The 23,733-nt window shown below is 67.9% G+C and carries 18 protein-coding genes; 9 read left to right on the top strand and 9 right to left on the bottom strand.

Annotated features, from left to right (window positions below):
• Positions 1 to 132 precede the first annotated feature (132 nt).
• From ABD191_RS18415 to ABD191_RS18405, 3 genes are all read right to left on the bottom strand, one after another.
• Positions 133 to 1,002 (bottom strand): IclR family transcriptional regulator, encoded by an 870-nt coding sequence (locus ABD191_RS18415; RefSeq protein WP_344083254.1) that lies wholly within the window; start codon positions 1,000 to 1,002, stop codon positions 133 to 135.
• Between the two features lie 120 nt (positions 1,003 to 1,122).
• Positions 1,123 to 2,784, bottom strand: coding sequence for a class I adenylate-forming enzyme family protein (locus ABD191_RS18410; RefSeq protein ID WP_344083252.1), 1,662 nt, complete (start codon positions 2,782 to 2,784; stop codon positions 1,123 to 1,125).
• Positions 2,785 to 2,825: 41 nt separating this feature from the next.
• On the bottom strand, positions 2,826 to 3,590 hold the full coding sequence (locus tag ABD191_RS18405; protein ID WP_344083250.1) for an ABC transporter permease: 765 nt from the start codon (positions 3,588 to 3,590) through the stop codon (positions 2,826 to 2,828).
• Positions 3,591 to 3,720: 130 nt separating this feature from the next.
• On the opposite strand from ABD191_RS18405, the gene ABD191_RS18400 reads away from it, so the two are divergent.
• From ABD191_RS18400 to ABD191_RS18390, 3 genes are read left to right on the top strand one after another with little or no spacing between them, the layout of a single operon-like run.
• A complete protein-coding gene (locus ABD191_RS18400; RefSeq protein WP_344083248.1) occupies positions 3,721 to 5,070 on the top strand; it encodes a condensation domain-containing protein in 1,350 nt (449 codons plus the stop codon).
• Positions 5,067 to 5,996 (top strand): 3-oxoacyl-[acyl-carrier-protein] synthase III C-terminal domain-containing protein, encoded by a 930-nt coding sequence (locus ABD191_RS18395; RefSeq protein ID WP_344083246.1) that lies wholly within the window; start codon positions 5,067 to 5,069, stop codon positions 5,994 to 5,996. Before ABD191_RS18400 ends, ABD191_RS18395 begins: the two co-directional genes overlap by 4 nt.
• Before the next feature lie 17 nt (positions 5,997 to 6,013).
• A complete protein-coding gene (locus ABD191_RS18390) occupies positions 6,014 to 6,874 on the top strand; it encodes a 2-hydroxy-acid oxidase (protein WP_344083244.1) in 861 nt (286 codons plus the stop codon).
• Between the two features lie 8 nt (positions 6,875 to 6,882).
• Here the strand turns inward: ABD191_RS18390 and ABD191_RS18385 are convergent, their stop codons facing one another.
• Positions 6,883 to 7,164 carry an acyl carrier protein gene (locus ABD191_RS18385; protein WP_344083242.1) on the bottom strand — a complete coding sequence of 94 codons (282 nt, stop codon included), beginning with the start codon at positions 7,162 to 7,164 and terminating at the stop codon, positions 6,883 to 6,885.
• A gap of 56 nt (positions 7,165 to 7,220) precedes the next feature.
• On the opposite strand from ABD191_RS18385, the gene ABD191_RS18380 reads away from it, so the two are divergent.
• Entirely contained in the window at positions 7,221 to 8,384 is a 1,164-nt protein-coding gene (locus ABD191_RS18380; RefSeq protein ID WP_344083240.1) for a glycosyltransferase, read from the top strand.
• Complete coding sequence (locus ABD191_RS18375) at positions 8,384 to 9,697, top strand: glycosyltransferase family 2 protein (protein WP_344083238.1); 1,314 nt, start codon at positions 8,384 to 8,386, stop codon at positions 9,695 to 9,697. Before ABD191_RS18380 ends, ABD191_RS18375 begins: the two co-directional genes overlap by 1 nt.
• Before the next feature lie 285 nt (positions 9,698 to 9,982).
• Here the strand turns inward: ABD191_RS18375 and ABD191_RS18370 are convergent, their stop codons facing one another.
• The 5 genes from ABD191_RS18370 to ABD191_RS18350 all read right to left on the bottom strand — a co-directional run bounded on the left by ABD191_RS18370 (position 9,983) and on the right by ABD191_RS18350 (position 17,344).
• On the bottom strand, positions 9,983 to 12,133 hold the full coding sequence (locus tag ABD191_RS18370; protein ID WP_344083236.1) for an ATP-binding protein: 2,151 nt from the start codon (positions 12,131 to 12,133) through the stop codon (positions 9,983 to 9,985).
• Positions 12,134 to 12,145: 12 nt separating this feature from the next.
• Positions 12,146 to 12,526 carry a hypothetical protein gene (locus ABD191_RS18365; protein WP_344083234.1) on the bottom strand — a complete coding sequence of 127 codons (381 nt, stop codon included), beginning with the start codon at positions 12,524 to 12,526 and terminating at the stop codon, positions 12,146 to 12,148.
• A gap of 401 nt (positions 12,527 to 12,927) precedes the next feature.
• Entirely contained in the window at positions 12,928 to 13,842 is a 915-nt protein-coding gene (locus ABD191_RS18360) for an aminoglycoside phosphotransferase family protein (protein ID WP_344083232.1), read from the bottom strand.
• The gene (locus tag ABD191_RS18355) at positions 13,839 to 14,882 is read right to left on the bottom strand and encodes an aminotransferase class V-fold PLP-dependent enzyme (protein WP_344083230.1); all 1,044 of its coding nucleotides are present in this window, start codon (positions 14,880 to 14,882) and stop codon (positions 13,839 to 13,841) included. The genes ABD191_RS18360 and ABD191_RS18355 overlap by 4 nt, the downstream gene beginning before the upstream one ends.
• A gap of 86 nt (positions 14,883 to 14,968) precedes the next feature.
• Positions 14,969 to 17,344, bottom strand: a complete 2,376-nt coding sequence (locus ABD191_RS18350) for an ATP-binding protein (RefSeq protein WP_344083228.1) — start codon at positions 17,342 to 17,344, stop codon at positions 14,969 to 14,971.
• A 179-nt stretch (positions 17,345 to 17,523) separates the two neighbouring features.
• Here ABD191_RS18350 and ABD191_RS18345 point away from each other — a divergent pair, with 179 nt between their 5' ends.
• The 4 genes from ABD191_RS18345 to ABD191_RS18330 all read left to right on the top strand — a co-directional run bounded on the left by ABD191_RS18345 (position 17,524) and on the right by ABD191_RS18330 (position 23,477).
• Positions 17,524 to 20,856: an nSTAND1 domain-containing NTPase gene (locus ABD191_RS18345; protein ID WP_344083226.1), complete on the top strand. Its 3,333-nt coding sequence runs from the start codon at positions 17,524 to 17,526 to the stop codon at positions 20,854 to 20,856.
• A 1-nt stretch (position 20,857) separates the two neighbouring features.
• A complete protein-coding gene (locus tag ABD191_RS18340; RefSeq protein ID WP_344083224.1) occupies positions 20,858 to 22,624 on the top strand; it encodes an SCO2524 family protein in 1,767 nt (588 codons plus the stop codon).
• A gap of 161 nt (positions 22,625 to 22,785) precedes the next feature.
• Positions 22,786 to 23,079, top strand: a complete 294-nt coding sequence (locus tag ABD191_RS18335; protein ID WP_344083222.1) for a hypothetical protein — start codon at positions 22,786 to 22,788, stop codon at positions 23,077 to 23,079.
• Positions 23,076 to 23,477: a hypothetical protein gene (locus ABD191_RS18330; protein ID WP_344083220.1), complete on the top strand. Its 402-nt coding sequence runs from the start codon at positions 23,076 to 23,078 to the stop codon at positions 23,475 to 23,477. The genes ABD191_RS18335 and ABD191_RS18330 overlap by 4 nt, the downstream gene beginning before the upstream one ends.
• The last annotated feature ends 256 nt before the right edge of the window (positions 23,478 to 23,733 follow it).

The following is a 23,733-nucleotide window of genomic DNA, read 5'->3' as shown; positions in this document are numbered from 1 at the left end:
CTAGCGGCGCACCGTGATCACTGCCACATTATGGAGATGGCTTTCACAGCCATGGTCAAGCGACGCCCATCACTGCCCGGCGAAATATGTCCTTAGTGGACAGTACTTGCTGGGTGCCCCGACCTGCCGCGGTCAGCGAGTACCGCTCGTCGCCCCGCGCCGGGGCCGGGCCGCGCGCGGGTTGTCGCCACCCGGGCGATGCCCGAGCTGCTCGCTGATCGTCGCCACGGTGGCGAGCAGCCGGGGGACGGCCGCGGTCCGCGCCGTCCGGGACCACCGGGCCGCCGGGCCCGCAATGGCGATGGCCGCCTCCACGCCCCGCGCGCCGAAAACGGGCGCGGCGATGGCGGCCGCACCGGCAGCGGCCTCCTCATCGCTCGTCGCGTAGCCGTCCTCGCGTACCACCACGAGCGCCCGCCTCAGCCGCGCCGCCTCGGCGGTCGTCGGCCGACCCGGCCGCTGTGGAGCCCCGTCGGCCAGCACAGCATCGAGCGCATCGTCACGCATACCGCTCAGGAGGGCCTTGCCAGCGGCGCCCGCGTACAGGGGAAGCACCCGACCGACGCCAAGCGCCATCCGGACCACCTCGGGACTCACGCACTCCGCGATGCAGACCCGGCTGTTGCCGAGCACGACGTGCAGGCCGGTCGTCTCGTTCGTCTGGTCGCGAAGGGCCTCAAGGTGGGGCATCGCGAGGGTGAGCAACCGGTCCTGCTCGCCGCGCACGAGTACCGCCTGGGCCAGGGTCATCACGGACGGGCCGAGACTGTAATGGCCGCTGATCGGATCGTGCGTCACGTAGCCTCGCGACTGCAGCGCCCGCAGCATGCGATGGGCCGTCGGCACGGCGAGTCCGGCATGCTCGCTGAGCTCAGTCAACGAGATCGAAGGGCCCGCCGTCGAGAACACCTCGAGCAGCGTGAGCACGCGATGGATGGCCTGGGCCCCGCGCTCCTCACCGGCCGCGCTCGTGTCGCCCTCCGCGGCCGCACGTCGTGGCATGGGTACCTCCGGACGGCTCGCGTTGGCACCATATGGTAGCGGCTTCCACACGATGTGCTCGACCGAGAGGACGTCGCACACCGATGCGGGTCACGCCCGGCGGCGACCAGAACGCGGGACTCAGCCTGACTGCCCCACCGCGGCCAGGTGCCGCTGGCGCATCAGGAACTTGCGGACCTTGCCCGTCGGGCCCAGCACGATATCGTCCTCGTTCACCACGGGCGCGCTGCGCACGGTCCGCCCCGCCGCACCGCCGATCGCCTCCCGGACCACGCCCGTACGGTCGACGTCGGGGTCGGCGCCGCGGGCCAGCATCAACAGGACCTCGGTGACCACCTCGTCGCCGACCCGACGCGCGACGACCGTGCAGTCGCGCACGTCCGGGCAACGGGCGAGGACCCGCTCCTCCGCCAGGGCGGTGTAGAGCCACTCGCCACCACCCAGCTCGACCGCGTCCACCGCCCGGTCGACGTGGTAGTAGTAGCCCTGCTCGTCCCGGTACATCAGGTCGCCGGTCAGGTAGTAGCCGCCCAGGCGCGTCCGGAAGGTGTTGACCGAGTCGTTCCAGTACCCGAGGGCCAGCGTGGGCGACTTCAGCCCGACGTGACCGACCTGACCGTCGGGCACCTGCTCCCCGGTCTCCAGGTCCAGCAACGCGACCTCGGCGAACGCGTACGGCTTGCCGACGCAGCGGTCGTACCGGTCGGTGCTCTGCCGGTGGGTGATCTGGAACGCCGAGTGGCCCATCTCGGTCGACCCGATGCCGTCGGTGAACCGAGAGCCGGGCACGGTGACCATGCCCTGCGACGTCCACGTGGGGTGGCTGCCCACGGCGATGAGCCGGCGCACGTGGGCCTCGTGCGCGCAGTCGCCGGTGTTGAACCACACCCGCACGGAGTCGAGGTCGCGCCCGGCGAGGTCCAGCGCCGCCAGCTCTGCCCAGGTCACAGCGAACCCGAACACGCCGGTGGGCCGCCACCGCTCGATCGCGTCGAGCACCGCCGAGCCGTTGTTGCCGAACGGCCCGCCCTGCGCGGACAGGCACAGCAGCTCGTACCGGTTGCACAGCGCCTGGTTCAGGGTGATGATCCCGGCCGCGTGGGCCGCCGGCAGCGCCGACATGTGGCGTACGGGCTCGTGCGAGCGCGGCTCCGTCAGGCGGATCGCACGGATGGCGGCGAAGAGGCTGCTGTGCGAGTGCACCACCGGGGTCGGCATCCGTGTGGTGCCCGAGGAGTGGGTGACGGCGACCGGGTCGTCCGCGTGGTGACGGTAGTGCGGGGGCGCCTGAGCGGGATCGCCGCCGCCCATGTCGGCGGCGTCGAAGAGGAGTGGCGGTTCGCTGCCCTGACCGGCCAGGTCCTGACCGGCCAGGTGCGGCCGGTGCACGTCGTCGACGATCGCGCCGACCACCCGCAGCCGCCGGACGAACTCGACCGCGACATCACCCGGCATGTTGCCGTTCATCAGGGCGGGGATCGCGCCGAGCCAGGTGAGGGCGAGGTAGTTGAGGAAACAGTCGGCGGCGGAGGTGACATAGATGGCCACCGGGTCGCGCCGGCCGATGCCGCGCTCACGCAGCCATGCCGCGCGCGCCGCGACCCGGTCCGAGAGGGCGCCGAGCGTCAGGGCGGTCCACGCTGGATGGCCGTCGACGTCGACGTCGAACGTGATGGCCGGCTCGTCGGGCGAGACGCCATGTTCGTGCAGCTTCGCCAGTACGTTGCCGGCACCAAGGTCGGTGTCCGCGATCAGCTTGGTACGAAGGCTCGGTGTGCCCACGGTTTCTCCCTCGGTTCGCCGACGATGTCGGGCGGGGTGCGCTAGCGCACGGCGCGGGTGAACAGGCGGGCCGACCACAGGATGGTCAGCACCGCCAGCACGGAGACGACGAGCAGGCCCTGCCACACGGCGGGGTCGCCGATGTTGCCGCCGTAGAGCGAACGCATGCCGTTCGTGGCCCACGAGAACGGGTTCCACAGGGCGACGTCGCGGATCCACGCCGGTGCGAGGGCGAGCGGGATCAGCACGCCGGCGAGCAGCGCCAGCGGCTGCGACAGCGAGTTGATGACCTGCCCGAGCGTCTGCTCGTTCTTGATGAGCAGGGTGATGTCGTACGAGATAGCGGTGGTCATGAGCCCGATCAGGGCCAGCAGGATGTAGGACAGGACCAGGTCGGCCAGCGGGACGCGCAGTCCGAACGGCAGCGCGAGGACGGTGATGAGGGCCGCCTGCGCCAGCATCACCGTGACGTCGCTCGCCGCCCGGCCGAGCAGCAGCGCCACCCGGCTGACCGCGGTGACGCGGCACCGTTCGATGACACCGCTGCGCAGCTCCGCCAGCAGGCCGAAGCCGGAGAACAGGCCGCCGAACAGGCACATCGCCACGAGCAGGCCGGGCACGTAGACGCGGTAGGCGTCCGCGTAGGTGGTGGCTCCGAGGGAGGCCAGCCCGGGCAGCAGGAACGGGGTGAAGATCACGAGATAGGTGATCGGTTGGACGAGGCCGAACATGATCAGCACAGGGCTGCGCACGGTCAGCGTCACATGGCGCTGGAATATCAGCCACGTGTCACGGGCGATCTTCACCGTCGCTCCTTAAGGTCGGCCACATTGATATCACTGGATCTCGAAGCATGTAAATGCTTGAAGATAACTGATCGTGTGGCCATACTTGCTGACGGCGACCGGAGGACCAGAGATCCGAGGAGACCGGCCCATGGTGAGCGCGGTAAGCCGGATTGTCGTGCCCTTTCGCGGGACGACCTCGGGCGTCGAGGAGCTGACATGGGGCCAGCGCGAGATCTGGACCGCGATGGTGACCCAACAGTCCTGGCTGCCGATCTTCTTCATCGAGGAGCTGGCGCCCGGCACCACCGTCGAGGACGTCACCGCGCGGCTGCGCCGCCAGATGGAGCGTTACGACTCGATGCGCACGAGGCTCGCGTTCGGGCCGGATGGCGAACCTCGCCAGGTCGTAACCCAGGCCGGTGAGATCACGCTCGAGGTGTTCGAGGCCGGCGACGCCGACCCGGCCGGTGTCGCCGCCGAGGTCCAGCAGCGGTACCGCAGCGACGACTACGACTTCGTCCGCGACTGGCCGGCGCGTACGGCGGTCGTGCTGTGCCGTGGCACGCCGACCCACCTGGTGAGCGTGTATTGCCACCTGGTCATGGACGCCCACGCCAGGGCGGCGATGCTGCGCGGTCTCGGCGACTCCGATGCCACCCCGAACGAGGCGATGCGGCCCACGCAGCTCGCCCGCTGGGAACACGGCGACGTCGCGCGCAAGCTGAGCGCGGCGTCGATGGCGTACTGGGAACGACAGCTGCGGGAGATCCCGGCGCGCCGGTTCGCGCCGTCGACCGATCCGCACGCTCCGCGCTACTGGGAGGCGGTCTTCCGGTCGCGGGCCCTGCACCTGGCCCTGCAGATCATCGCCCCGCGCGCGGCCGGGTCGACCGCGCCGCTGCTGGCCGTGTTCGCGGTCGCGCTGGCCCGGGTCACCGGCAGCAACCCGGTCGTGGCGCAGGTCGTGGTCAGCAACCGGTTCCACGAGCACCTGGCGAACGTCTTCGCACCGGTCAACCAGACCGGGCTGTGGGTCCTCGACGTGGCCGGCATGACGGTCACCGAGGCAGTGGGCCGCGCCAGGCGCCGGGCGATGAGCACGTACAAGAACGCTTACTACGACCCGCGTGACCGTGCCGACCTGATCGCCCGGCTCTCCTGGGAGCGTGGTGAGGAACTGGACCTCACCTGCTTCTTCAACGACCGCCGGATGAGCCCGGCGACCGACGACCTCCCCACCGCGGCCGATGTGACGGCGGCGTCGGCGACGACCACCTTCACCTGGCGGACCCGGACCGACCAGCCCAGCGAGCGCCTGTTCGTCCACGTCGAGGATGCCACCGACGACATATACCTCAGTGCCTGGACCGACACGCGATACCTCGCGCCGGGAGACCTCGAGGCAGTGTTGCGGGAGATGGAGGCTGTCGCCATCGCGGCAGCGCTCGACCCGGCGGAGCCGACGCGGGCGCCCATCCCCCAGCCGGAGCACCTGTGACGGCCATCGAGGCGGTGAGCACCTACGTGCCGCAGCGGCGGGTCCCCGTCAGCGCGCTGGCCGACGAGCTGGGCCTGTCCCCCATCCAGGTGGCGATGTTCGAACGGTTCCACAAGCTGACCGAGGTGCGCCGCGACACCGACGCCTCGCTGCTGGACCTGCTCCTGGCCGCCACCGACCGGCTCACGGCGCTGCGCGGCAACGAACACCGCGTGAGGTTCGTGCTGCACGCCCGCGCCTTCCCCGTGGTCACGCCGTTCCCCCACAATCCGCTGCACGAACTCTGCGGGCACCGCGGGCTCGGCCACGCGGAGGCGTTCACGGTGACCCAGCAGTCGTGCGCGACGGGGCTCCTCGCGATCGACATCGCCGGCCGGTTGCTGGCCGGGTGCGGCGAGCCGGACGCCCTGGCCCTCATCCTCGCCGGCGAGAAGGCCTTCACCCGCGACTCGCGGCTGCTGCCCGACACCTCCATCTTCTCGGAGGGCTCCGCCGCGTGCCTGGTGAGCCTCGACGGCCCGCGCGACCGACTGCTGGCATACGCCAGCCTGCCGCGCGGCGACTTCGACGGCGAGCAGGAGGACGTCTCCGCCCGCTTCCAACGCGGATACAAGGCCGCCATGGTCGACGTGATCCGGGCGGCGCTCGACGACGCCGGCGTGAAGCTCGACGAGATCAGCGTGATCCTGCCGCACAACGTGAACCTGGTGTCCTGGCGGCGGGTCTGCCGGCTGCTCGACTTCCCGCTGACCCGGGTCCTGCTGGACAACGTGCTGAGCGCCGGGCACGCGTTCTGCGCCGACGCGTTCCTCAACTACCAGACGGCGTACGAGCGTGGCCTGCTCCGCCCGGGCGACCGCTACCTCGTCGCCGCCGCCGGGGCCGGGCTCGGCGCGACGTTCTCGGCAATGGTCCTCGAACACTAGGCATGGGCGGAATCGACGTGACGAATCCGGAGATCGTGGCACGGCCGCGCACGCACGCGGCCGTCCCGCCGCGTCACCGGGGCGCTCTCTACGTCAACCGGGCCGAGCGCCGGATCTTCGAGGGAGACTGCGAGTTTCTCCGCTCCCCGCATCACCGGGCGGCCATCGGGACCTACCTGTCGGACCTTCTCCGACCGCACGGGCTGGACCTGAAGGAGGACCTGCTGGCGGCGGGAACCGGTCACTCGTACGGCGAGATGGGCGCCGCGCTCATCGGCTCGATCGTCGGGCCGGACGAGCCGGTCGACCTGCTGGTCATGGCGTTCGCCGCGCCCGATGTGCGGCCCGGCCGCGCGACCGCCACGTACCTGAGCCACGTCTGCCCCGGCAACCCGCAGTCCTTCGCCATCTGCGACCAGGGCGTCGCGGCGGCGTACACCGGGCTGCGGCTCGTGCGCGAGTACGTCGGTTCGGGGGGCTGCCGGCGGGCCCTGCTCCTGATCGTCGAGCAGGCCACGCTGCACTACGAGGCGAAGGGGCCGGCGGCGGTTCCGGCGCGGCACGCCGGGGTGGCGCTGCTCTGCACCGGACAGCCGACCCCGGGTGGCGCCGGCCGGTTGGGCGCGGTACGCGTCCACACCCAGGTCGGGCCCGAGCAGGTGCCAGGGTTGCTGGCCGGGCTCGCAGGGGCGGCGACCCTCGTCACGGGCACCGGGCTCGATCCGGCTGACGTGCCGGCCGACGCTCGCCCGGCGCCGGCCGGGCAGCCGCTCACCGGGGCGTGGTGGGAGCTGGCCGGCGGGCAGCCAATGGTGCTCGCCGACTACGACCCGACCCTGCGGTACCTGTGCACGGCGACATTCGGCGCCGAGCCATGAGGACGCCGCTACTGGGGCGTGGCGTGCGCGGTGATGTAGTCGGCCAGGTCGCCCACGGTGACCATCTCGTCCTGGTCGAGATCCTCCACGTCGATCATGATGGACAGGTCGCGCTCCAGGTCCAGGATCAGCTGCACGCCCTGCGACGAGCTCATGCCGAGCTCGTCCTCCAGCTTCGACCCCTCGGTCACCGGCTGTTCCAGCCGGAGCATCCGCACGAGCAGGTTGGCCATCGTCGACACCACCTGTTGCCGCAGCGACGCATCGACCGTGATCTCTCGCTCCACCATGACGACATGAGAGCAGTGCCGACCGTGGATGTCAACAGCGACCGGAGGGTGGGCCGATGAGCCGCTTCCTGTTCGTGGTGCTGCCGCTCGCCGGGCACATCAACGCACCGCTCGCGGTGGGCGAGGCGCTGCTGGACGCCGGCCACGAGGTCGCCTGGTGCGGCCCGGAGTCCTATCTGCGGCCGCTCGTCGGGCCGCACGCCACGGTCTATCCGACCGGCTCGCGGTTCTACCCCGAACAGGACCGGTACGGGCCCGAGGCGTTGCGCCACGTGTGGGACTCCTACCTGGTGCCGCTGGCCCAGTTCACCCTCCCTGCGGTCGAGCGGGCCGTGACCGGCTTCCAGCCCGACGTGCTCGTCGCCGACCAGCACGCCTTCGCGGGCGCCCTCGTGGCACATCGGAACGGGGTGCGCTGGGCGACCCTCGTGCCGAGCGCGCTGGAGCTGACCCGCAGCCCCGGGGATGCCCCGGACGTGGAGGCGTTCGTGCGGGCCCACCTCGCACGCCTGCGGGAGAAGGCCGGCCTGCCCACGGGCGACGACGTCGACGTGCTCTTCTCGCCGTACCTTGTCATCGCCTTGACGACCGCGGCTCTCACCGGATCGGCCGCCTTGCCGGACACCTGCGTCCTGGTCGGTCCCGCGCTCGGCCGGGGCCCCGCCTACCAGGACTTTCCGTGGGACTGGTTCGATCCGGACCGCCAGCACGTCCTCATCACGGTCGGTACGTTGGCGGACAGCGTCGCCCGCGAGTTCTTCGCCACGGCGGTACGCGCGCTGGACGGCCTCGGCGACCGCCTCCAAGCGGTGCTGGTCGCCCCGGCGGACGCCGTGCCGCAGCCGCCGGACCACATCCTCATCGCGTCGCGGGTCCCCATGCTGCGGATGATGCCGCACCTGCACGCCGTCGTGAGCCACGGCGGCATGGGCACGGTCGGCGAGGCGCTGGCCAACGGCGTGCCCCTCGTCATCGCGCCGATCCGCTACGACCAACCCACCGTGGCCGACCAGGTCAGCCGCGCCGGGGCGGGCGTACGGGTGCCGTTCGTCGGCCTGACCGCCGAGCAGCTCCGCGCGGCCGTCACCGCCGTACTCGATGACCCGGCGTACCGCGCCGGCGCGCGCCGCGTCGGGGACTCCTTCGCGGCGGCCGGCGGCGCGGCGGCCGCGGCGACACATCTCGAACAGCTGGCCCTGAAGGGAACGGTGAGCCGGTAATGGTCCAACCCCGCCTGAGCGTGATCATCCCCGCCTATGACAACGTCGCCCTCCTGGACGTCACGCTCGCCTCGCTCACCCGGCAGAACCTGCCGGCTGACGAGTTCGAGGTGATCGTCTGCGACGACGGCTCGCCCACTCCCCTGACGCCAGCCGTCGACAAGTACGCCGACCGGTTGACGATCACGTGCGTGCGCGCCGAGCAGAACCGGGGCCGGTCGGCCAACCGGAACGCCGGCGCGGCACAGGCACGCGCGGACGTCCTCGTCTTCCTGGACTCCGACACGGTCGCCCATCCGGACCTGCTCGGCCACCACCTGTCGTTCCACGCGAGCCGGTCCGGCCGGCCGGGTGTGCTGCTGGGCCGGCGGTTCGACATCGACTGGGTGGGCGTCGACGCGCTACGCCGCGGCGAGCCGCTGACCGAACCGATGCTCGACGCCTACCGGGGTGATCCCCGCGACATCAACTGCTGCCTGCCGCAGCACCTCGCCGACTTCCGCCGCGCGCCGTGGCTGCTCGGCTTCAGCCACAACGTCTCCCTCGACCGGGCCACGTTCACCGCTGTGGGCGGCTTCGACGAGGCGATCGTCCGCTGGGGACTGGAGGACACCGAACTGTTCTACCGGGTCTTCCACCACCACGGTGGCGCGCGGGACCTGTTCGAGCTCAGTGACGACGCGGCGGCGTACCACCTGCCCCACTACCGCCCCACCCACGCGCTGCTGGCGACCCTCGACAACATCAACTACGTGACCCGCAAGCACCGCCGCTACGACTTCGAGGCGATGCACAGCCCCGGCACCCTGGGCGAACTCCTCGGACGCGTCCGCCTGTACGGCGACGCCATCGCCGCCTGCCGGCACAACGGCCTCGGGCGACCGGCGAGCCTTCCGACCGGCATCCGCGAGGAACTGGCCGCCAACCGCACGCTGGCGATCGGCTTCGGCGTGGCGGACCTGGCGCTCGGCGAGGGCTCGCACACGTTCGACCACGACGCCCCGCAGAGCGACACCAACTGGCACCTGCTCGGGCTCATGCTGCAACACTTCAAGACCGGTCAGTTCGACCGGATCGTCAACGTCGACCTGTGGCGCTTCCTCATGCCGGAGGACCTGAACCTCTTCGTCACCAAAGGGCTCCTCAAGTCCGACCAGATCGACCTGGTCGCGACGCACGGCGGGCCCGATCCGGCCACGGTCCTGCCGCTGCCCTTCGTAGCCGGCCTCGACTACGTCGCCCAGATGCTGGACGCCCACTTCAAGGTCCACACCACAACGTACGACGGGGTGAGCGTCCTGACTGCCCGGTAGGTGACCCTGGGGGGACTAGGCCCGACCAGCCCACCCCCACAGAAACCCTCGCCATCGCCGCAGCCTGGGCCGAAGCCACCGCCTAGATCAACAACACTGCGAAAGTCGAGGCCTTCTACCAGGAGCGCTGTCCTATATGGAGCACAGACACACCCAGGTCATCGACCCGTGATCAAGTCCGAGCCACGATGAAAATGCCTCAATTTGATAGATTGGTGCTTGGGTGATCTCGGCCTGGCGTTCCACGGTTCTGACCTCCCGACGGAAGGGCTAGTGGAGAGATTGTTAGATCGACTCAAGCAATGCGCGAACACCCTCGGCGCGGATATCTCCAAGCCTATCGAAGATTACGAGCGCCTCGCGCCACATCCCGGCAGCCTCGTCCCCTCGGCCAACGGCGACCATTACGTGGCCGAGTCGTTCTAACGTCTCCGCCTGGCCAACGGCATGACCGATCTGAATTCGCCGATCAAGCGCCTCCTGGTACGCCTCGATCGCTTGCCCTGGGTCGTCAAGTCGCTCGTGGATGGATGCGACGAGATGGTAAGCGTGGCCCTGTCCAAAGAGGTAGCCGATTTCGGAATGGATTGCCAACGCAAGCCGGTAATGCAGCAAAGCTTTCTCAAACAGGCCGTTGCCCTGGTAGTATTCGCCCAAGCTTAACAGTGTGGCGCCTTCGCAATAGCGATTACCTGTCACGCGATGGAATTCCATCGAAGACAGATAGACGGCTTCGACCTCATTCTGGCGGTCCAATCTTTCCAGTACGCCTGCCAGATGATGCAAGGATTGGCCTTCTCCATAGGCGTCGCCAAGCCGGCGACGGATCGCAATTGCCTGCTCAAGGTACACCAGTGCCAAGTCATATTGGCCAGTTTCCTTTGCCCCGATACCCAGGTTGCTGGCTAGCCAGGCTTCTGCGAACTCGTCGGCACAATCCTTGGCCGCCTGTAGACCAACTCGGAATGAGGTCATGTAGTCGACCCAGTGGCTACGCAACCGAAAATAGGTAAACGTCAGCAAAGGCAGCCGCCAGGCGATGTCGAAAAGCCCGTGCTCCTTAGCATCCCGGACAATTTCGACAAGGTTGATTCGCTCAAATTCGAACCAGTTAAGCGCATCGATTGGCGACTTGAAGTCACGCTTCTCAGCAGGCTGTTCGTCTGGGTTTACCGGCGGCCGGCGTCGATGCCGGTTCAGCACTATATCCCCCTGCTCAGACATGTAGAGATACCACTCCGCGAGTCGGCGGCGTGCCGCCTGCTGGACCGGCGACTCAACGAATTCACCAAGTAGCTCCTGAGCGTAAAGCCTAAGGAGGTCATGCATGCGAAACCGCGAGTGTCGCGGTTCTTCCAGAAGGCTGGCACTTTGTAGTGCTTTAAGTCGACGTTGAGCAATCCGAAGTGGCTGCCCGAGAAGCGCCGCCATCGCCCAGACGTCAATGGCAGAACCAGTGTGGAGTCCGAGAAGCCGAAACGATTCTTTGATGTCGCCATCGAGCGCGTTGTAGGACCACGAAAAGACGGCACGAATACGTGCTCGTTCGTCATCACTATCGCTCAAGTCGTCGAGCCGGTGCTCAAGAAGTTCGGTCGCTGCGTCCGCGAGTGACACATAGGAGCCCGCCGACACTCGTTCTGCTGCGATCTTGATCGCAAGAGGAAGAAATGCGCACTGCTCGACTAGCCTGCGTGCTGCGGCAATCTCCGCTTCGGTTCGGTTGGTTCCGATGATGCGGCCCAGAAGTTCCACTGCCTCCCCGGACGACAGCACATCGAGCATGAGGCGACGCGCGTTTTCAAGAGCCGTCAGGCCCGGCAGAGTGCTGCGGCTTGTAATGAGCACCAGACTGGCGGATGTTCCAGGCAGCAGTCCGGTGACCTGATCGCTACGACCAACGTTATCGAAGACGATCAGCAGCCGTTGGTCGGCTACAAGCGAACGATATAGCGCCTCTTGTTCCTCGACATGTGTAGGAATCTGTTTTGGCGCGACCCCGAGCGCCCGCAGCAATTGGCCTAGCGCCTCCGACTCCGTCATGGGGGCACGGGAGTCGTAACCCCGCATGTTCAAATACAATTGGCCGTCAGGAAATTGATCGGCAGCGGAGTGAGCCCAATGAAGCGCCAGGGCAGTCTTGCCCACGCCGGCCGTGCCGGCAACAGCGGCAATAAGCACGGGACTCCCCGATATGTGCTGCGGCTCTGAAAGCAGTTCGTTTAAGATCTCCAGTTCGTCGCGGCGGCCCGTGAAGTGGGCTGGAGCACGCGGCAGCTGCCTCGGCAACGGCGGTGCCGGCAAGGGTGGTTCCGCTAAATGGATGTGCTGTACGTTTCCGGAGCCGGCCTGCACGCCTACGGAGTTGGAAATCTCCAGCCGCGACTGGTCCTGGCTTTCATTCGGCTCCTGATCTTTACCATTCGCGTCTGTCAACGCAGGTCTCCATCACCGCGGATGGATGTTGATTGTCTGCGAGTTCTTGTCCCCGACCTGAACACCCGTGGAATCATGCACCTCGACGTGGAACTTGCGGATGCCTGCCTTCTCGAGTAGATCGAGCAACGTCTGCGCCGCCTCCATTGTAGGCTCGTCGATTTCGATTGCAGTCAACTGCTGTTCCAATGCTGCCCGTGGGCCAGGTCCATCACTCGCCTTAGCAATAAGATCCAGTCCGGCAGCCTCTGGCACATGACCTCGACGAAAGCACGCCAAGACCAGGTTCTTCAACGCCCCATAGGCATCCACCACAGCACTGGCGGCCATTCCCGAAATGCCCGCGGTGGCACCAGCGACCAGGGCCGTTACTACCAGGGTCACAGGTTCCATGGGCCTCACCCTTCAGCAAACCAGCACCTGAGCCCACCTTAGGACCCCGGCACGCCGCCGCCTATCGACCAGTCGACCATTGTCGGGCGTGTGACATTCGGCGCCGACGGAGCAAACCATCTCGTACTCAAGGCGTTGGGGTTGCGCGAGGACCACGCCGATGTCGCCGTGACGCCAGCGTGAAGATCGCTCCCATCGGCTCATTCAGATTGTAGAACATCAATGCGCGTACGAACTCCGGCGACTCCTACGCCATCGGCGGCGATGTCCGCAGCCCGGCGCCCCACCCAGCGTTGGCCGACTGGCCGCACCAACCTGATCATCTATGGCGGCATCAGATTGCGGCCCCGTTGAATCGTCAGGGTTACGGCAGGGTCCGCTGCTCCATCCTTGACCAGCCGTCAGTATGGGTCCGTTCGATGCGCCGGGGGATGGTCGGTGTGAAGGTACTCTTCGATGCGTCGTGCGGATGCTGGTAGGTACCGGCGGTACTCGGCTATCGCGAGGACGAAAGTCCATGCGGCGAGTCGGCTGGCGTCGAGCAGCGGATGATCGGCCAGTTGGTTAATCCGCTGGGTGATTGATGTTGGGCCGTCCTGGATGGCGATCCAGAGGGCAGCTTCGGCGTTCGGGTCTCCCACCGCACCCATGGGATCGATAGCATAGCTGGCGTTGCTGTCGTTGAGGACGTTCTTGGCTTGGAGGTCGGCGTGCAAGACCCGCGCCTGCGTGCGGTCGAGAGTGTCGCGCAACTGGCTAAACACCTCGCGGGCGGCGTCGAGTTGGGCCTTGGGGTGCTGATGATCGGGGTTGGTGAAGCGTTCCCGGGCCCAGTCCAGCCGCATTTCGATCACTTCGTCCATGGGCTTAAGTGACGGTGGCGTGTTCGGGTTCGGCGCGTTGAGCCGGGTCAGCAGGTCGCCGTAGCGTCGGGCGTCGTCGATACCATTGCGAGGCCAGGCGGTGTCGCCGGGCAGGATGCGTTCCATTACCATGACCCCCGTGTCGGGGTCCTGGTTGAGTACGGCCGGTACGGCACCAGTGGGGGCCCAGTAGCGCAGCAGCTCGGCTTCGAGCTGCCCGGCAGCGGCGTCGACCGGGACCTTGAGCACGATGGGGGAGCCGTCAGCGGCGGTGCCGAGTGCGCAGGCGGACATGGCCCCGCCATCAGAGATGGCCTCCAGTCGCAATCCCCAGGCCTGCTGGTAGCGATCGAGGGTGGCGGGCAGCTCCGACAGCCACCGTGTGCCGTCCTGCTCACCTCGGAGGAACAGGATCGCCTTGGCGAGCTTCGCCGGGATGAACGGAACCGTCATCGGGCAAGCCTCTCCTTGATCGTGGACCCGAGCAGGCTCAGGTCTGCGGCATCGTTGTAGACGTGCGTCGCTACCCGCAGGATTGTCCGACCGCCTGCGTCAGATCCGACCCACGCTCGAATGTTCGCAGCCGACAACGCCGTCTTGACGTCAACCACGGATACGCCGTCGAGGAAGAACGCCCGCATTCGAGGAGGCATGAACTCCGGGCTGGTGGTCGGCGTGGCACCCAGGGCGACCATGATCGTAACGGTACGATCAGCCAGGCGCTGGCACGCTGCGAGGCGGCCGGCCTCGCACCACTCGGTGTACTGCGCAATGGCGGCCGGCACGGACAGCCTCGGCGTGGGGTCGAACGTGCCCGGCCAGGAAAACCGCTCGGTCAAGTCGTCACAGTCCCAAGTCAGCGAGACCTCTGCGGGACGGACGATATCGACCAAATCCGGCGCGAGGGACAGCAACCCGACCGAGCGCATCGCCGGGTACCACTTGTGAACGTTGCCGAACACAGCCGCGATCGGGCCACCGGGTACGGGTGCGGGTACATGCCCTGGCGTGTGGGCGGTATCCACGAGCAATCGCCCACCGCGCGCCGCCACCCACTGGCCCACCTCGTCAAGGGGAAACAGGATGGCTGTCGATGACGAGATGTGGCTGGCTACCAAGTACGTGACGCCTCCAGCGACGGCGCCGTCGAGGTTGGCAAGGAGTTGTTCAGGCCCAGTGAATGGCAGCGATACGGGTACGGTGACGAACCGGGCACCGGCTTGGTGGCAACGTACCTGCCATCCGCGCATGACCGACGCGTACTCGGTGTCGAGCACAACAACAACGTCCCGCTCCGCGAGCGGCAGCGAGGCGATCAGGGCCGCCGAGGCGGACGTGGTGTTGGGGGTGAGCACTGTGTGATCGGGGTGCAGCCGCAGGTCGGCGCATAGTTGCTCGCAGATCGCCCGGAATCTGGGGGCGAGTGCCGTCGATCCGAGTTTACCGAGCGGGTCCGCCTCGATCTGGTCAGCCAGCTGGCGAGCCGTAGCCACGACCGTACGAGTCGACGCACCGTAGGAAGCGTGGTTGAGGAAGGTCAGGCCCGACGCGACGAAGAACTCGTCTGTGGCGTCCGCTTTCAGGAGAACCTCCGTCCCCGGCTAACAACCTCACGCAGGTGAGACAGGTCTTCCACGTCGAACCGGAAGATCGCATCGGCTGCGACCACCTCAGCATGATCGATCCCGAGAACGGTGGTAGCGAAGACGACCGGATTCTGGTCGTCGCGGGAGGCGAACGCGTCGAGACATCGCAGGAAGTCTGCATGGTCTTCCCGAGTGAGGGTCGCCGCGGTCGCCTCGCGCAAAGCCCCGATGAGCGCATCGCCGGCATGACGGGCGACGATTGTGTCTAGCTCGTGGACCTGGCAGGCAAGGGTGGTAACGGCCCGCCCGTGGGCGGTGGCGTTCACGCTGCCGAGGTAACCCGAAAGGGAGTGAGCCGCCTGTGTGATCTGCCCCTGCAGCCCGAGGACCCGGCTGCGGTCGCGCAGATGCCAGGGGTTTTCGGACGCGACGCCACTGAGGTCGGAGTTGTTGCTGAGTTGATCAATCAACTGCCAGGCGCGGTCCAGCTCAAGACAGGCCATGGCCTTCTTGCTCAGCCAGTGGATCGCCTCGTACTCGGCATACGGGTGCTCCAGCGGGCGCGCGATGTCGATCGCCTTAACCAGCCAGTGCTCGGCCGAGGGCTCGTCGTAGGCGGCAAGATGGGCCAATCCCCGATGGCCGTAAGCACGCGACTTCAACTCAAGGTTCGAGGTGATCTCCGCTACCTGATCACACAGGACGATGCATCGGCGGGTGTCCTGGACCGGGCCACACAGCGCAATCTCGGCCTGGAGCATGAGCGCCTCGGCGAGGGTCTCGTCCCGGCCGACAGACGAAGAGACGAGCTGATTAAGGATCGTGACGCACTGGGTCCACGCGTTCTTCATGCGTAGGTTACGTGCCCACAGGAGCTGGACCGAGTACACATCCTGCGCGTCAACCAAGGCGACAGCCTTCTCACACGCCCGCGCGGCGGCCTCGTGGTTGCCCTCGGCCGCCAGGCACTCGGCGTACTGGACATTTGCCTGGCCCGCCAGGTGGTCATCGGGCGCGTGGTCGACGGCGGTCCAGGCCAGCTCTCGCGCCTTGGTGACCGCACCCAGACGAAACTGGGCACGCGCGGCGACCAACGCAAACTGGTACGCGTCGCGGTTCGCGCCGGCGGCGACCGCGACATCTACCGCACGAACCTGCATCTCCTCATCCCACGGCTGCTCCTGTTTGAGCAGATCCAGCAGTTTCGTGTGCTGCCGCCGCCAGAGTGGCCCGTTCTGCGCGCCGCGCTGGCGCAGGATCTCCGCGAACAGAGGATGGGCGATGACGTAACGATCCCGGCCGTCACGCGCATCGTCGGGCCGGACCAGGCTGTGCTCGCTGAACAGAACGCCAAGACGCTCGAACACCTCGTCGACGTCCCTGCGCGCCAACGCCGCCAGGTAGTCCACCTCGAAGCTGTACCCAATCAGCGCCGCGGTCTCCAGCAGCCGCTGGTCGGTCGGGTCGAGGAAGGTCAGTCGCTCCTCCAAGACCGCGGTGATGCGGACCGGCGTCGTGGTACTGCCTTCGTTTTTCAGGACCGCAAGCGATTCGGCGAACAGCGGGTTGCCCGCGCTCATCGACACGATCTGCGCCACCCGACCTGAAGCGGCCGGTCCAGCTATCCGACGGCGGACCAGCGTCGCGGTGTCCTCACGCGAAAGGGGAGGTAGGTCGATCTCAACCAGATCCGTCCGGTAGCGCGCCAGCCGGTACACCGCCCGCCGCATCGGATGCAGGGTGGCACGGTCGACGATGTTGTCTGCCCGGTACGCCAGCACCAGCGTCAGCGGCCCCTGCACCCGCAGACCAATGGCCACAAGCAGGTCGACTGTGGCGGTGTCGGCCCAGTGAAGGTCGTCCAGTACCAGCAGCAACGGGCCCTGCTCCAGAAGGCTCTCCACGAAGCGGACCAGCTGATCCAAACGGCTGTCCATCGCTACCCGCTGGCGGCCGGACTCCACAACGGCCTGGCCTGTTCGCATCCCGGCAGCAATCAAGCCACCAACCATCGGAACCGATTCGGCCCAGTCAGGGGCGTGCCGCACGAACGCGCCCACGATCCGTTCCAAGAGCGCCTTCCGCCCGGACGTCTCAGCCCTGCGCGTCAGCGACCGGAGGCACTCACGGATGGCCTGGAACGAGTCGGAAGCCGCCGAGTTGAGCATCGCCTGCCCGTACCCAGCCAACAGACCAACGTCGCCATGCTGGCTTACCGCTGTGTCCAGGAAGGCCTGTAGCAGGCGGGTCTTGCCGACCCCGGCTTCCCCCCGAACGACAACGACCCGTGGTTGCCCCAACCCAACCGCCGAGTACACCATGTCCAGGAGCTGCGTCCGCTCGTCGAGCCGGTCCACCAAGTCATCCAAGATTGTCTCACTCGGCACGCTGAAGCCACTCCCGCCCGTGGGTAAGTAGGTCCGCAACTCGTCCATTGTGGCGCATACAAGCGACTGTCGATGCCCTTGTCTTGCATCACCAGGCATGGGGTGTACGTGGTTCAGTACTGTGGCGTTGGGCGCCACGACGGGTCGGAGCGGAGTGATGCATGCGCCGGTTGCGCTGGCGGTGGCACAGTACGGGCTTCGGCGTTTTCGTACTCAGCGCCGGCACAGGGCTGATCACCAACCTGCTCACCAACGATCCCGAGCGGTGGCCGCCGGCGCTGCAACCTATCGTCCGGTACTCCCCGGTGATCGGAATCGGTCTGGTCGCCGCTGTTGGGATCAAGGCTGGCATAGACGCCTGGCGCAACGGTTACCGGCGATCCGACTGGGACGGTCGCAACCCCTACCCGGGCCTCATGGCGTACGCCGAGGATCGCGCCGCGGTCTTTTTCGGACGGGCCCGCGAAATCGACGAACTGGTCGTCCGCGTGCGAGACGCGCGCGCCCCGACGGCGCGTTTTGTCCCGGTGGTCGGACCGTCCGGGTCCGGCAAGTCGTCCCTGGTCCTGGCAGGCCTCATTCCTGCCCTCGGCCACGGTTCGTCGTTTCGCGTGCTTCCCGCGTTCACCCCCGGATCGAACGCGATCGGCGAGCTCTCGACGCTTCTGGGCGTCGACCTTACGGCAGCGGCTGAGGCGGCCCGGGCGGCCGAACGAAGCGGTTCCCGCACACCCGCGATGCCGGCGGCATTGGCCGCGCTGGCGCGGTTGCGGGGCGGGATGCGTCACGTGTTGATCGTTGTTGACCAGCTGGAGGAGGCCGTCACCCAGGGCACGGAGCAGGACCGGCACGCGTTCGTCGCGTGTCTGCAGGCGTTGTTGGAGCAGGACCCTCGGTTACGTGTCGTGGCGACCGTCAGGTCGGACACCATTGGCGAGTTCCAGCAGGGCCCGGGCCGGGATCTCTTCCACCACCCCGTCATGGTCAACGTCATGGGACCGCGTGAGATCAGGTTGGTCGTTGACGAGCCGGCACGCCTGACCGCTACCGAGTTCGAGTCCGGACTCGTCGACGAGATAGTGCGCGAAACGGGCGGTGGCGACGCACTGCCCCTGCTGAGCTATCTGCTCAGCGACCTCTACAACGGGGCCTCAGCCGACCGGCACATCTCGTGGAAGGAGTACAGGTCAAGTGGCGGCGTGTCGGGAGCGATCACCCGCAGAGCCGAGGCGGCCGTGCGCGAGCTCGGCATGGATGCCCTGCCACAGTGCCTGGAGACACTGCGGCGGTTCGTCACCTTGGGCTCGGCCGGGGCGACCCGGCAGCGGGTGACAGCCTCCTCGCTGGACCGTCAGCAGGAGCGGGTTGTCCGGGCCTTCGTTGACGCGCGTCTGTTGACCAGCGACCGGATTGCGGATGGGACCGTCATCTACGACATCGCTCATGAGGCGCTGTTGCGGCAGTGGGAGCCCCTACGCGAGGACATCGCGCTGCACGAGGACGAACTACGCCGTCTCACGGAACTCGCCCCGCTGGCCCGTGCGTGGGAGCGATCGAGATTCCGCCCCGACTATCTCATCGGTGGCCAGCGCCTTGTCGAAGCGTTGGCCTGGGCCCGCGGGGAACGCGCCGTGGCTCCGGAGATCATCCGCTTTCTCAACGAGTCTCAGCGCAACCAGGCCGGCGAGATGGAACGGCGGGCCGACAGAGCGGCCAACGACGCGTTGGCCAACCTCAACACCAACCCGGCGTACGCGCTGGCGCTGGCGTACGCCGCCCTCACCGAACTGGCGGCGACTGCACGTACCGCCACGGTTTTGGAGGCGACGCTGGCCAGCGGACTCCGCCAGGTCGAGCGCGGTGTAGCGCGCGTTCGTACGGTGGCCTTCGCTCCCGACGGCAACCTGGCGGTGAGCGCCGACGATCACGACGTACGCGTCGTCGACACCGCGTCCTGGGCGGGGCGGCCGGTACCAGGCAGTGCCGGGAGCCTCATCGCGTTGGGCCTCGACGGGCGCCTCGCGGTCGTGACCGACGACCACTGGATCCGGTTGTGCGATCCGACCGGCCCTCAGGTCGTGAGCGAGACCCGCGGGAAAGGGCGGATCACCGCGATGGCATACGCGCCGGACGGCATCCTGGTTGTCGGCCGGGCCGACAGCGCGGTTGACGTCTACGACACCGCGCTTTCGCTGGTGGGTACCTGGCGCACCGGAGAGGCGGTGCCGTACAGCGTCGCGGTGACCACCGGCGGCCGCGTCGCCGCCGGCCTGGGCGATGGCCGAGTCCTGATGTGGACGTTGGCCGGACCGCGGGATCCATCAACCGTCGCGGTCCATCGCGACAGCGTCCTGGTCGTCACCTTCGGCCCGGACGACACGCTGGCGTCGGCAAGCCGCGACGGGACACTGCGACTTCAGTTTCCGACCGGCGCAGCGAGGGTCGTCCAGACGCACCGAGGCGCCATCACATGCCTTACCTTTGCGCCGGACGGCCGTCTGGCCAGCGGCGGCGCCAACGGTCTGATCGAGATCCGGTCGGCGGACGGCAGGCTGCTTCACACGTTGAGCGACGCGACCGACATGACGCGCTCCGTTGCCTTCGCAGCCGACGGACGGCTCGCCGCGACCTGCACGGACGGCACGTTGTGGGTGTGGGACGTGACGGGCCGGCTCATCACCGACGTGCCCGCCGGAACGGACGTTTTCAGTGCACTGGCAGGCGGGACCGTCGAGGCGCTCTGGCACCGGACCGTGCACGCGGTCGCGACCGGCCGGGACGGACGCATGGCCATCGCGTGCGATGACGGCGCCCTCCTGTGGATCAGTGGTGAACCGGTCCTGATCGAGCATGACGTAGCGATCGCACGGCTGGCCTTCGACGTCGCTGGGACGCTGCACCTCACGGACGCTCGCGGCGACCGGTGGGTGTGGGCAGCCGGCAAGCTGGACCGCGCGACGAGGGCCACGGAGCCGGTCTTCGGGCCGACCGACGGCGTCACGCTGGTGCAGAACCGACTACAGATGCGGTACCAGGTGCTGCTCGACGGGCGGCGGGTCAACGACGCGGCGCAGTCCGGCGACGGTCACATCGGGGCCGCATGCGACGACGGTTCAATCTGGTACGTGGACCCGCGCGGCGGGCACCGCGTGCTCGGCCGGCACAGCGACACGGCCACCGCGGTCGCGTTCGCGCCCGACGGTCGGCTCGCCAGCGGATCGGCCGACGGCGAGGTACGCCTGTGGGACCGGGACGGCACCCTGCTGTACGCGCGCCCCGACCGTGCCGGGCGCGTATCGTCGCTGGCCTTCACCGCCGACGGTAGGTTACTCGTCCTCTGCGGCGGGCTCCTGCGGATCTGGCCCTGGCGCACGCCGCCCGACGTGCTCCGCAGAGTCGCCGAACGACTCCCCCGCCAACCGCTGACACCCCAGCAGCGGCAGGTCGCGCTGCTGCCCGCCGAGCCGTCGAACCCCTCCGACGTCAGGAGTTGACGTGCAGCTGAACCCGCGCGAGGAGATCCTGCGGCTGTGGCGTGCCGTGGTCCGGCACTCGTTCCACGACGGCAGCTTCGTCTGGGCCACCCCAGGCGACGCGCTGACCGACGCGCAGCAGCTGCTGTGCATCCTGCACCCGGCGACCAACCTGCCTTCGCTCAAGCTCGACGTCCCGAACGAAACGGCTGACGACGCGCGGGAGGCACTCCGGCCCCTCGGCGACTCGACTTCGATACCGGTGCGGCTGGTGCACGCGCTCAACGAGTACATGGTGCGCCACGCCGATGCGGACGGCCAGCCGCGGTTCACCGTCGATCCCGCCCGCTTCCGGCTCAACCCGGACGGTCCGCAACCGGCAGAGCCACCCGAGTCGGTCGAGTCGTACGCGACGGGACTCCGTCTCTCGCTCGCGGCCACCGGCTTCGCCAAGGTACTACGAAGCGTGGTCGCCCAGCAGGAGGCGCGTGATGTGGCCGACGAACTCGCTGAACGGGCGTCAATCCGCCTGACCGCGGCGATGGTCGGCCTGCTGAGGTCCTTCGCCGTCCGGATCGTCGGGCACGACGAGCCCGTCGGTGCGGAACTGCGCCGCATCCTTGGACAACCTGAACGGGCCGCGAGCGCGGTCGAGGCGGAGTTTCTCAGCCAGCTGGTGCTGGAGCGCGCCGCGTTGTTCGAAGTCACGATCGGCTCGCTCCCCGACGCGCGGTTCGAGCAGCCCTCACAGCTGTTCGACCTGGGATTCGCCTGGGCCGTTCTGGCGGGCGCTCCGATGGTCGAGATCTACGGCGACGCACCCCGGCAACGGGAAGGCACCGCGCATCCCGTTCCACACCTGCCGTCAACGATGGCGGTCCTGCACGCGGCAGAGGAACTATGGTCGCAGCGGACCCGGATACTGACCCTGCTCAGCGACGAGCACCAGCGACTCGCCCGGGCGCTCCAGCTCCGGTACGAGCTGACCACGTCGTACTGGTCGACGTTGGCCACGTTCGGCGATCACCGCTGGCCGTTGGAGCGCCTCCCGTGGCGGACCCTCGACGGTGACGCCTCCGACCTGTACAGCATCTGCATCGCCGACATCATCGCCGCGGAGCTCAGCCGAAGCCGCGGAAGTGACATCGGCTTCAGTCACCTCGTACGCGTCTACGCAGACACCGGTCGCAGAGCCGGAATCATCCGCCCGCCATACGCCGGACAGCGGCCCCGGAAGGCGTCCTCGGGCGGCCTCGAACTGCCGATCGCCTCGGCCGCCGACGGGCCATATCCAGCGGCCGCATACCGGGTCGCCGGCGTAGAACCGACGTTACTGCTCGGCCTCGTCCGTGCTGCCGGGTTCACCGAAAGCCCACAGTTGCTGAACAGTTTTGAGGACCTCGTCGATTTGACCTGGCAGCATCTGACCTCGCGACCGGACGGCGCAAGCGACGTCGCCGCCAACCCGCTGGCAGCGTTCAGCCACGACGACCGGCCGAACTGGTCCGATATCGCAGTCGTCACCGGGGCGCTGACTCTCGCCGTCTCCCTGGCCGATGGCGTCTCAGCCCAGGCCGCAGCACCGCTCAACTTCGTCCACAACCTCTTGATCGACACCGAGTCAATGGTCGCCTCAGTAGCCGGACGTACCGATCCCGAGCTGGATGGAATCGACGTCCGTCTCGACCGCGCGCGGCAGCTGGCACAACATCAACCAGCGCGCGCGGCCGCACTCCTGTATCAGATCATCGCGACCCTTGACCCGGTGCTGGACACCGCCGCCGAGTGAGAACAAGCCGCCGCCTGTACGGTCGACCGCCACTCTGCTGGACGCGCGGAAAAGACTCGTTATCGCCTGTTTTCGCTCACCGCGACTTCCCGAACGTCGGTTCCAAGGGCCGAGCGGGGCCATTTGCGTTGCGGCTGTTCATAACGATGTAGGATGCCGTTATGAACGGCGAGACAGACAAGCAGGGCCGGGACTGGAAGCGCAAGACGTTCAGCCTGCCGACCTCCTTGGCAGAGTGGGTGGATCGCCAGGCCGCTCGCGGAGAGGCATCCGCGTACATCGCCGGTCTGATCGAGGCCGACCGGCAGCGGGAGCTGGCCCGGGCCGAGCTGCGCGAGTTCGGCTACAGCGGCGACATGGAGATCACCGACGAAGGTCGGGCGGCAGCCCGCGCGCTGCTGGACCGGCAGGCCGCCAGCCGCGCGGCGCGTCGGCGCAAGCCCGACGCCGCATGAGTATCGGCCTGATCCTGGACACCTCGGCGCTACTGGTCCACGTCCGCCTGGAACGCCTGTCCGCCGGCGAGCTCATCGGCGAGGTGGCCGACAACGGCGACATCACCGGCGTACCCGCCCTCGCCGTGCTGAAGGCGCTCCCACACACCAAAGGCGATGACCGCGCCCGGCTGGAACGGCTGGTCTCCGGCGACAGCAACACCGTCGTGGTACTGCCGCTGAGCGCCGATGACCTGCTGGAGGTCGACCGGGTCGCCGCGCTCATCCCCGGCGACGACGGCTGCGCCCAGGCCGTGGTGGAGGCCAACAAACACGGCGTCATGCTCGCCACCGTCAGCCCGCAGGACCTGGGCATCGGCGTGGTCATCCACCCCGACGACGTCTGCGCACTCTCCTGAGCCGCTGTTCGTAGCCTCGTCCGCGCGGACAGCAAAGCCATCGGCGCCAGTGCGGCACCGACCCATCTGTTGTCGACATGGCCGGCGCTCCGACTGGAGCGCCGGCCATCGTTCACCAGATGCTTCTCATCTGGTTGAGCTGACTACCGCTGTAGGGTCAGCAGACCCGGCCGCCACGGCAGGTTGTTGTAGTCACCGCCCGCGCTGGGGTTCTTGCCCTGGTAGAGCAGTTGCAGGTTGCACGGGTCGATCGTCT

The sequence above is a fragment of the Luedemannella helvata genome (assembly GCF_039528415.1).
GTDB classification, from domain to species: Bacteria; Actinomycetota; Actinomycetes; order Mycobacteriales; family Micromonosporaceae; genus Luedemannella; species Luedemannella helvata.
This window is presented reverse-complemented; position numbering and strand designations above follow the sequence as displayed.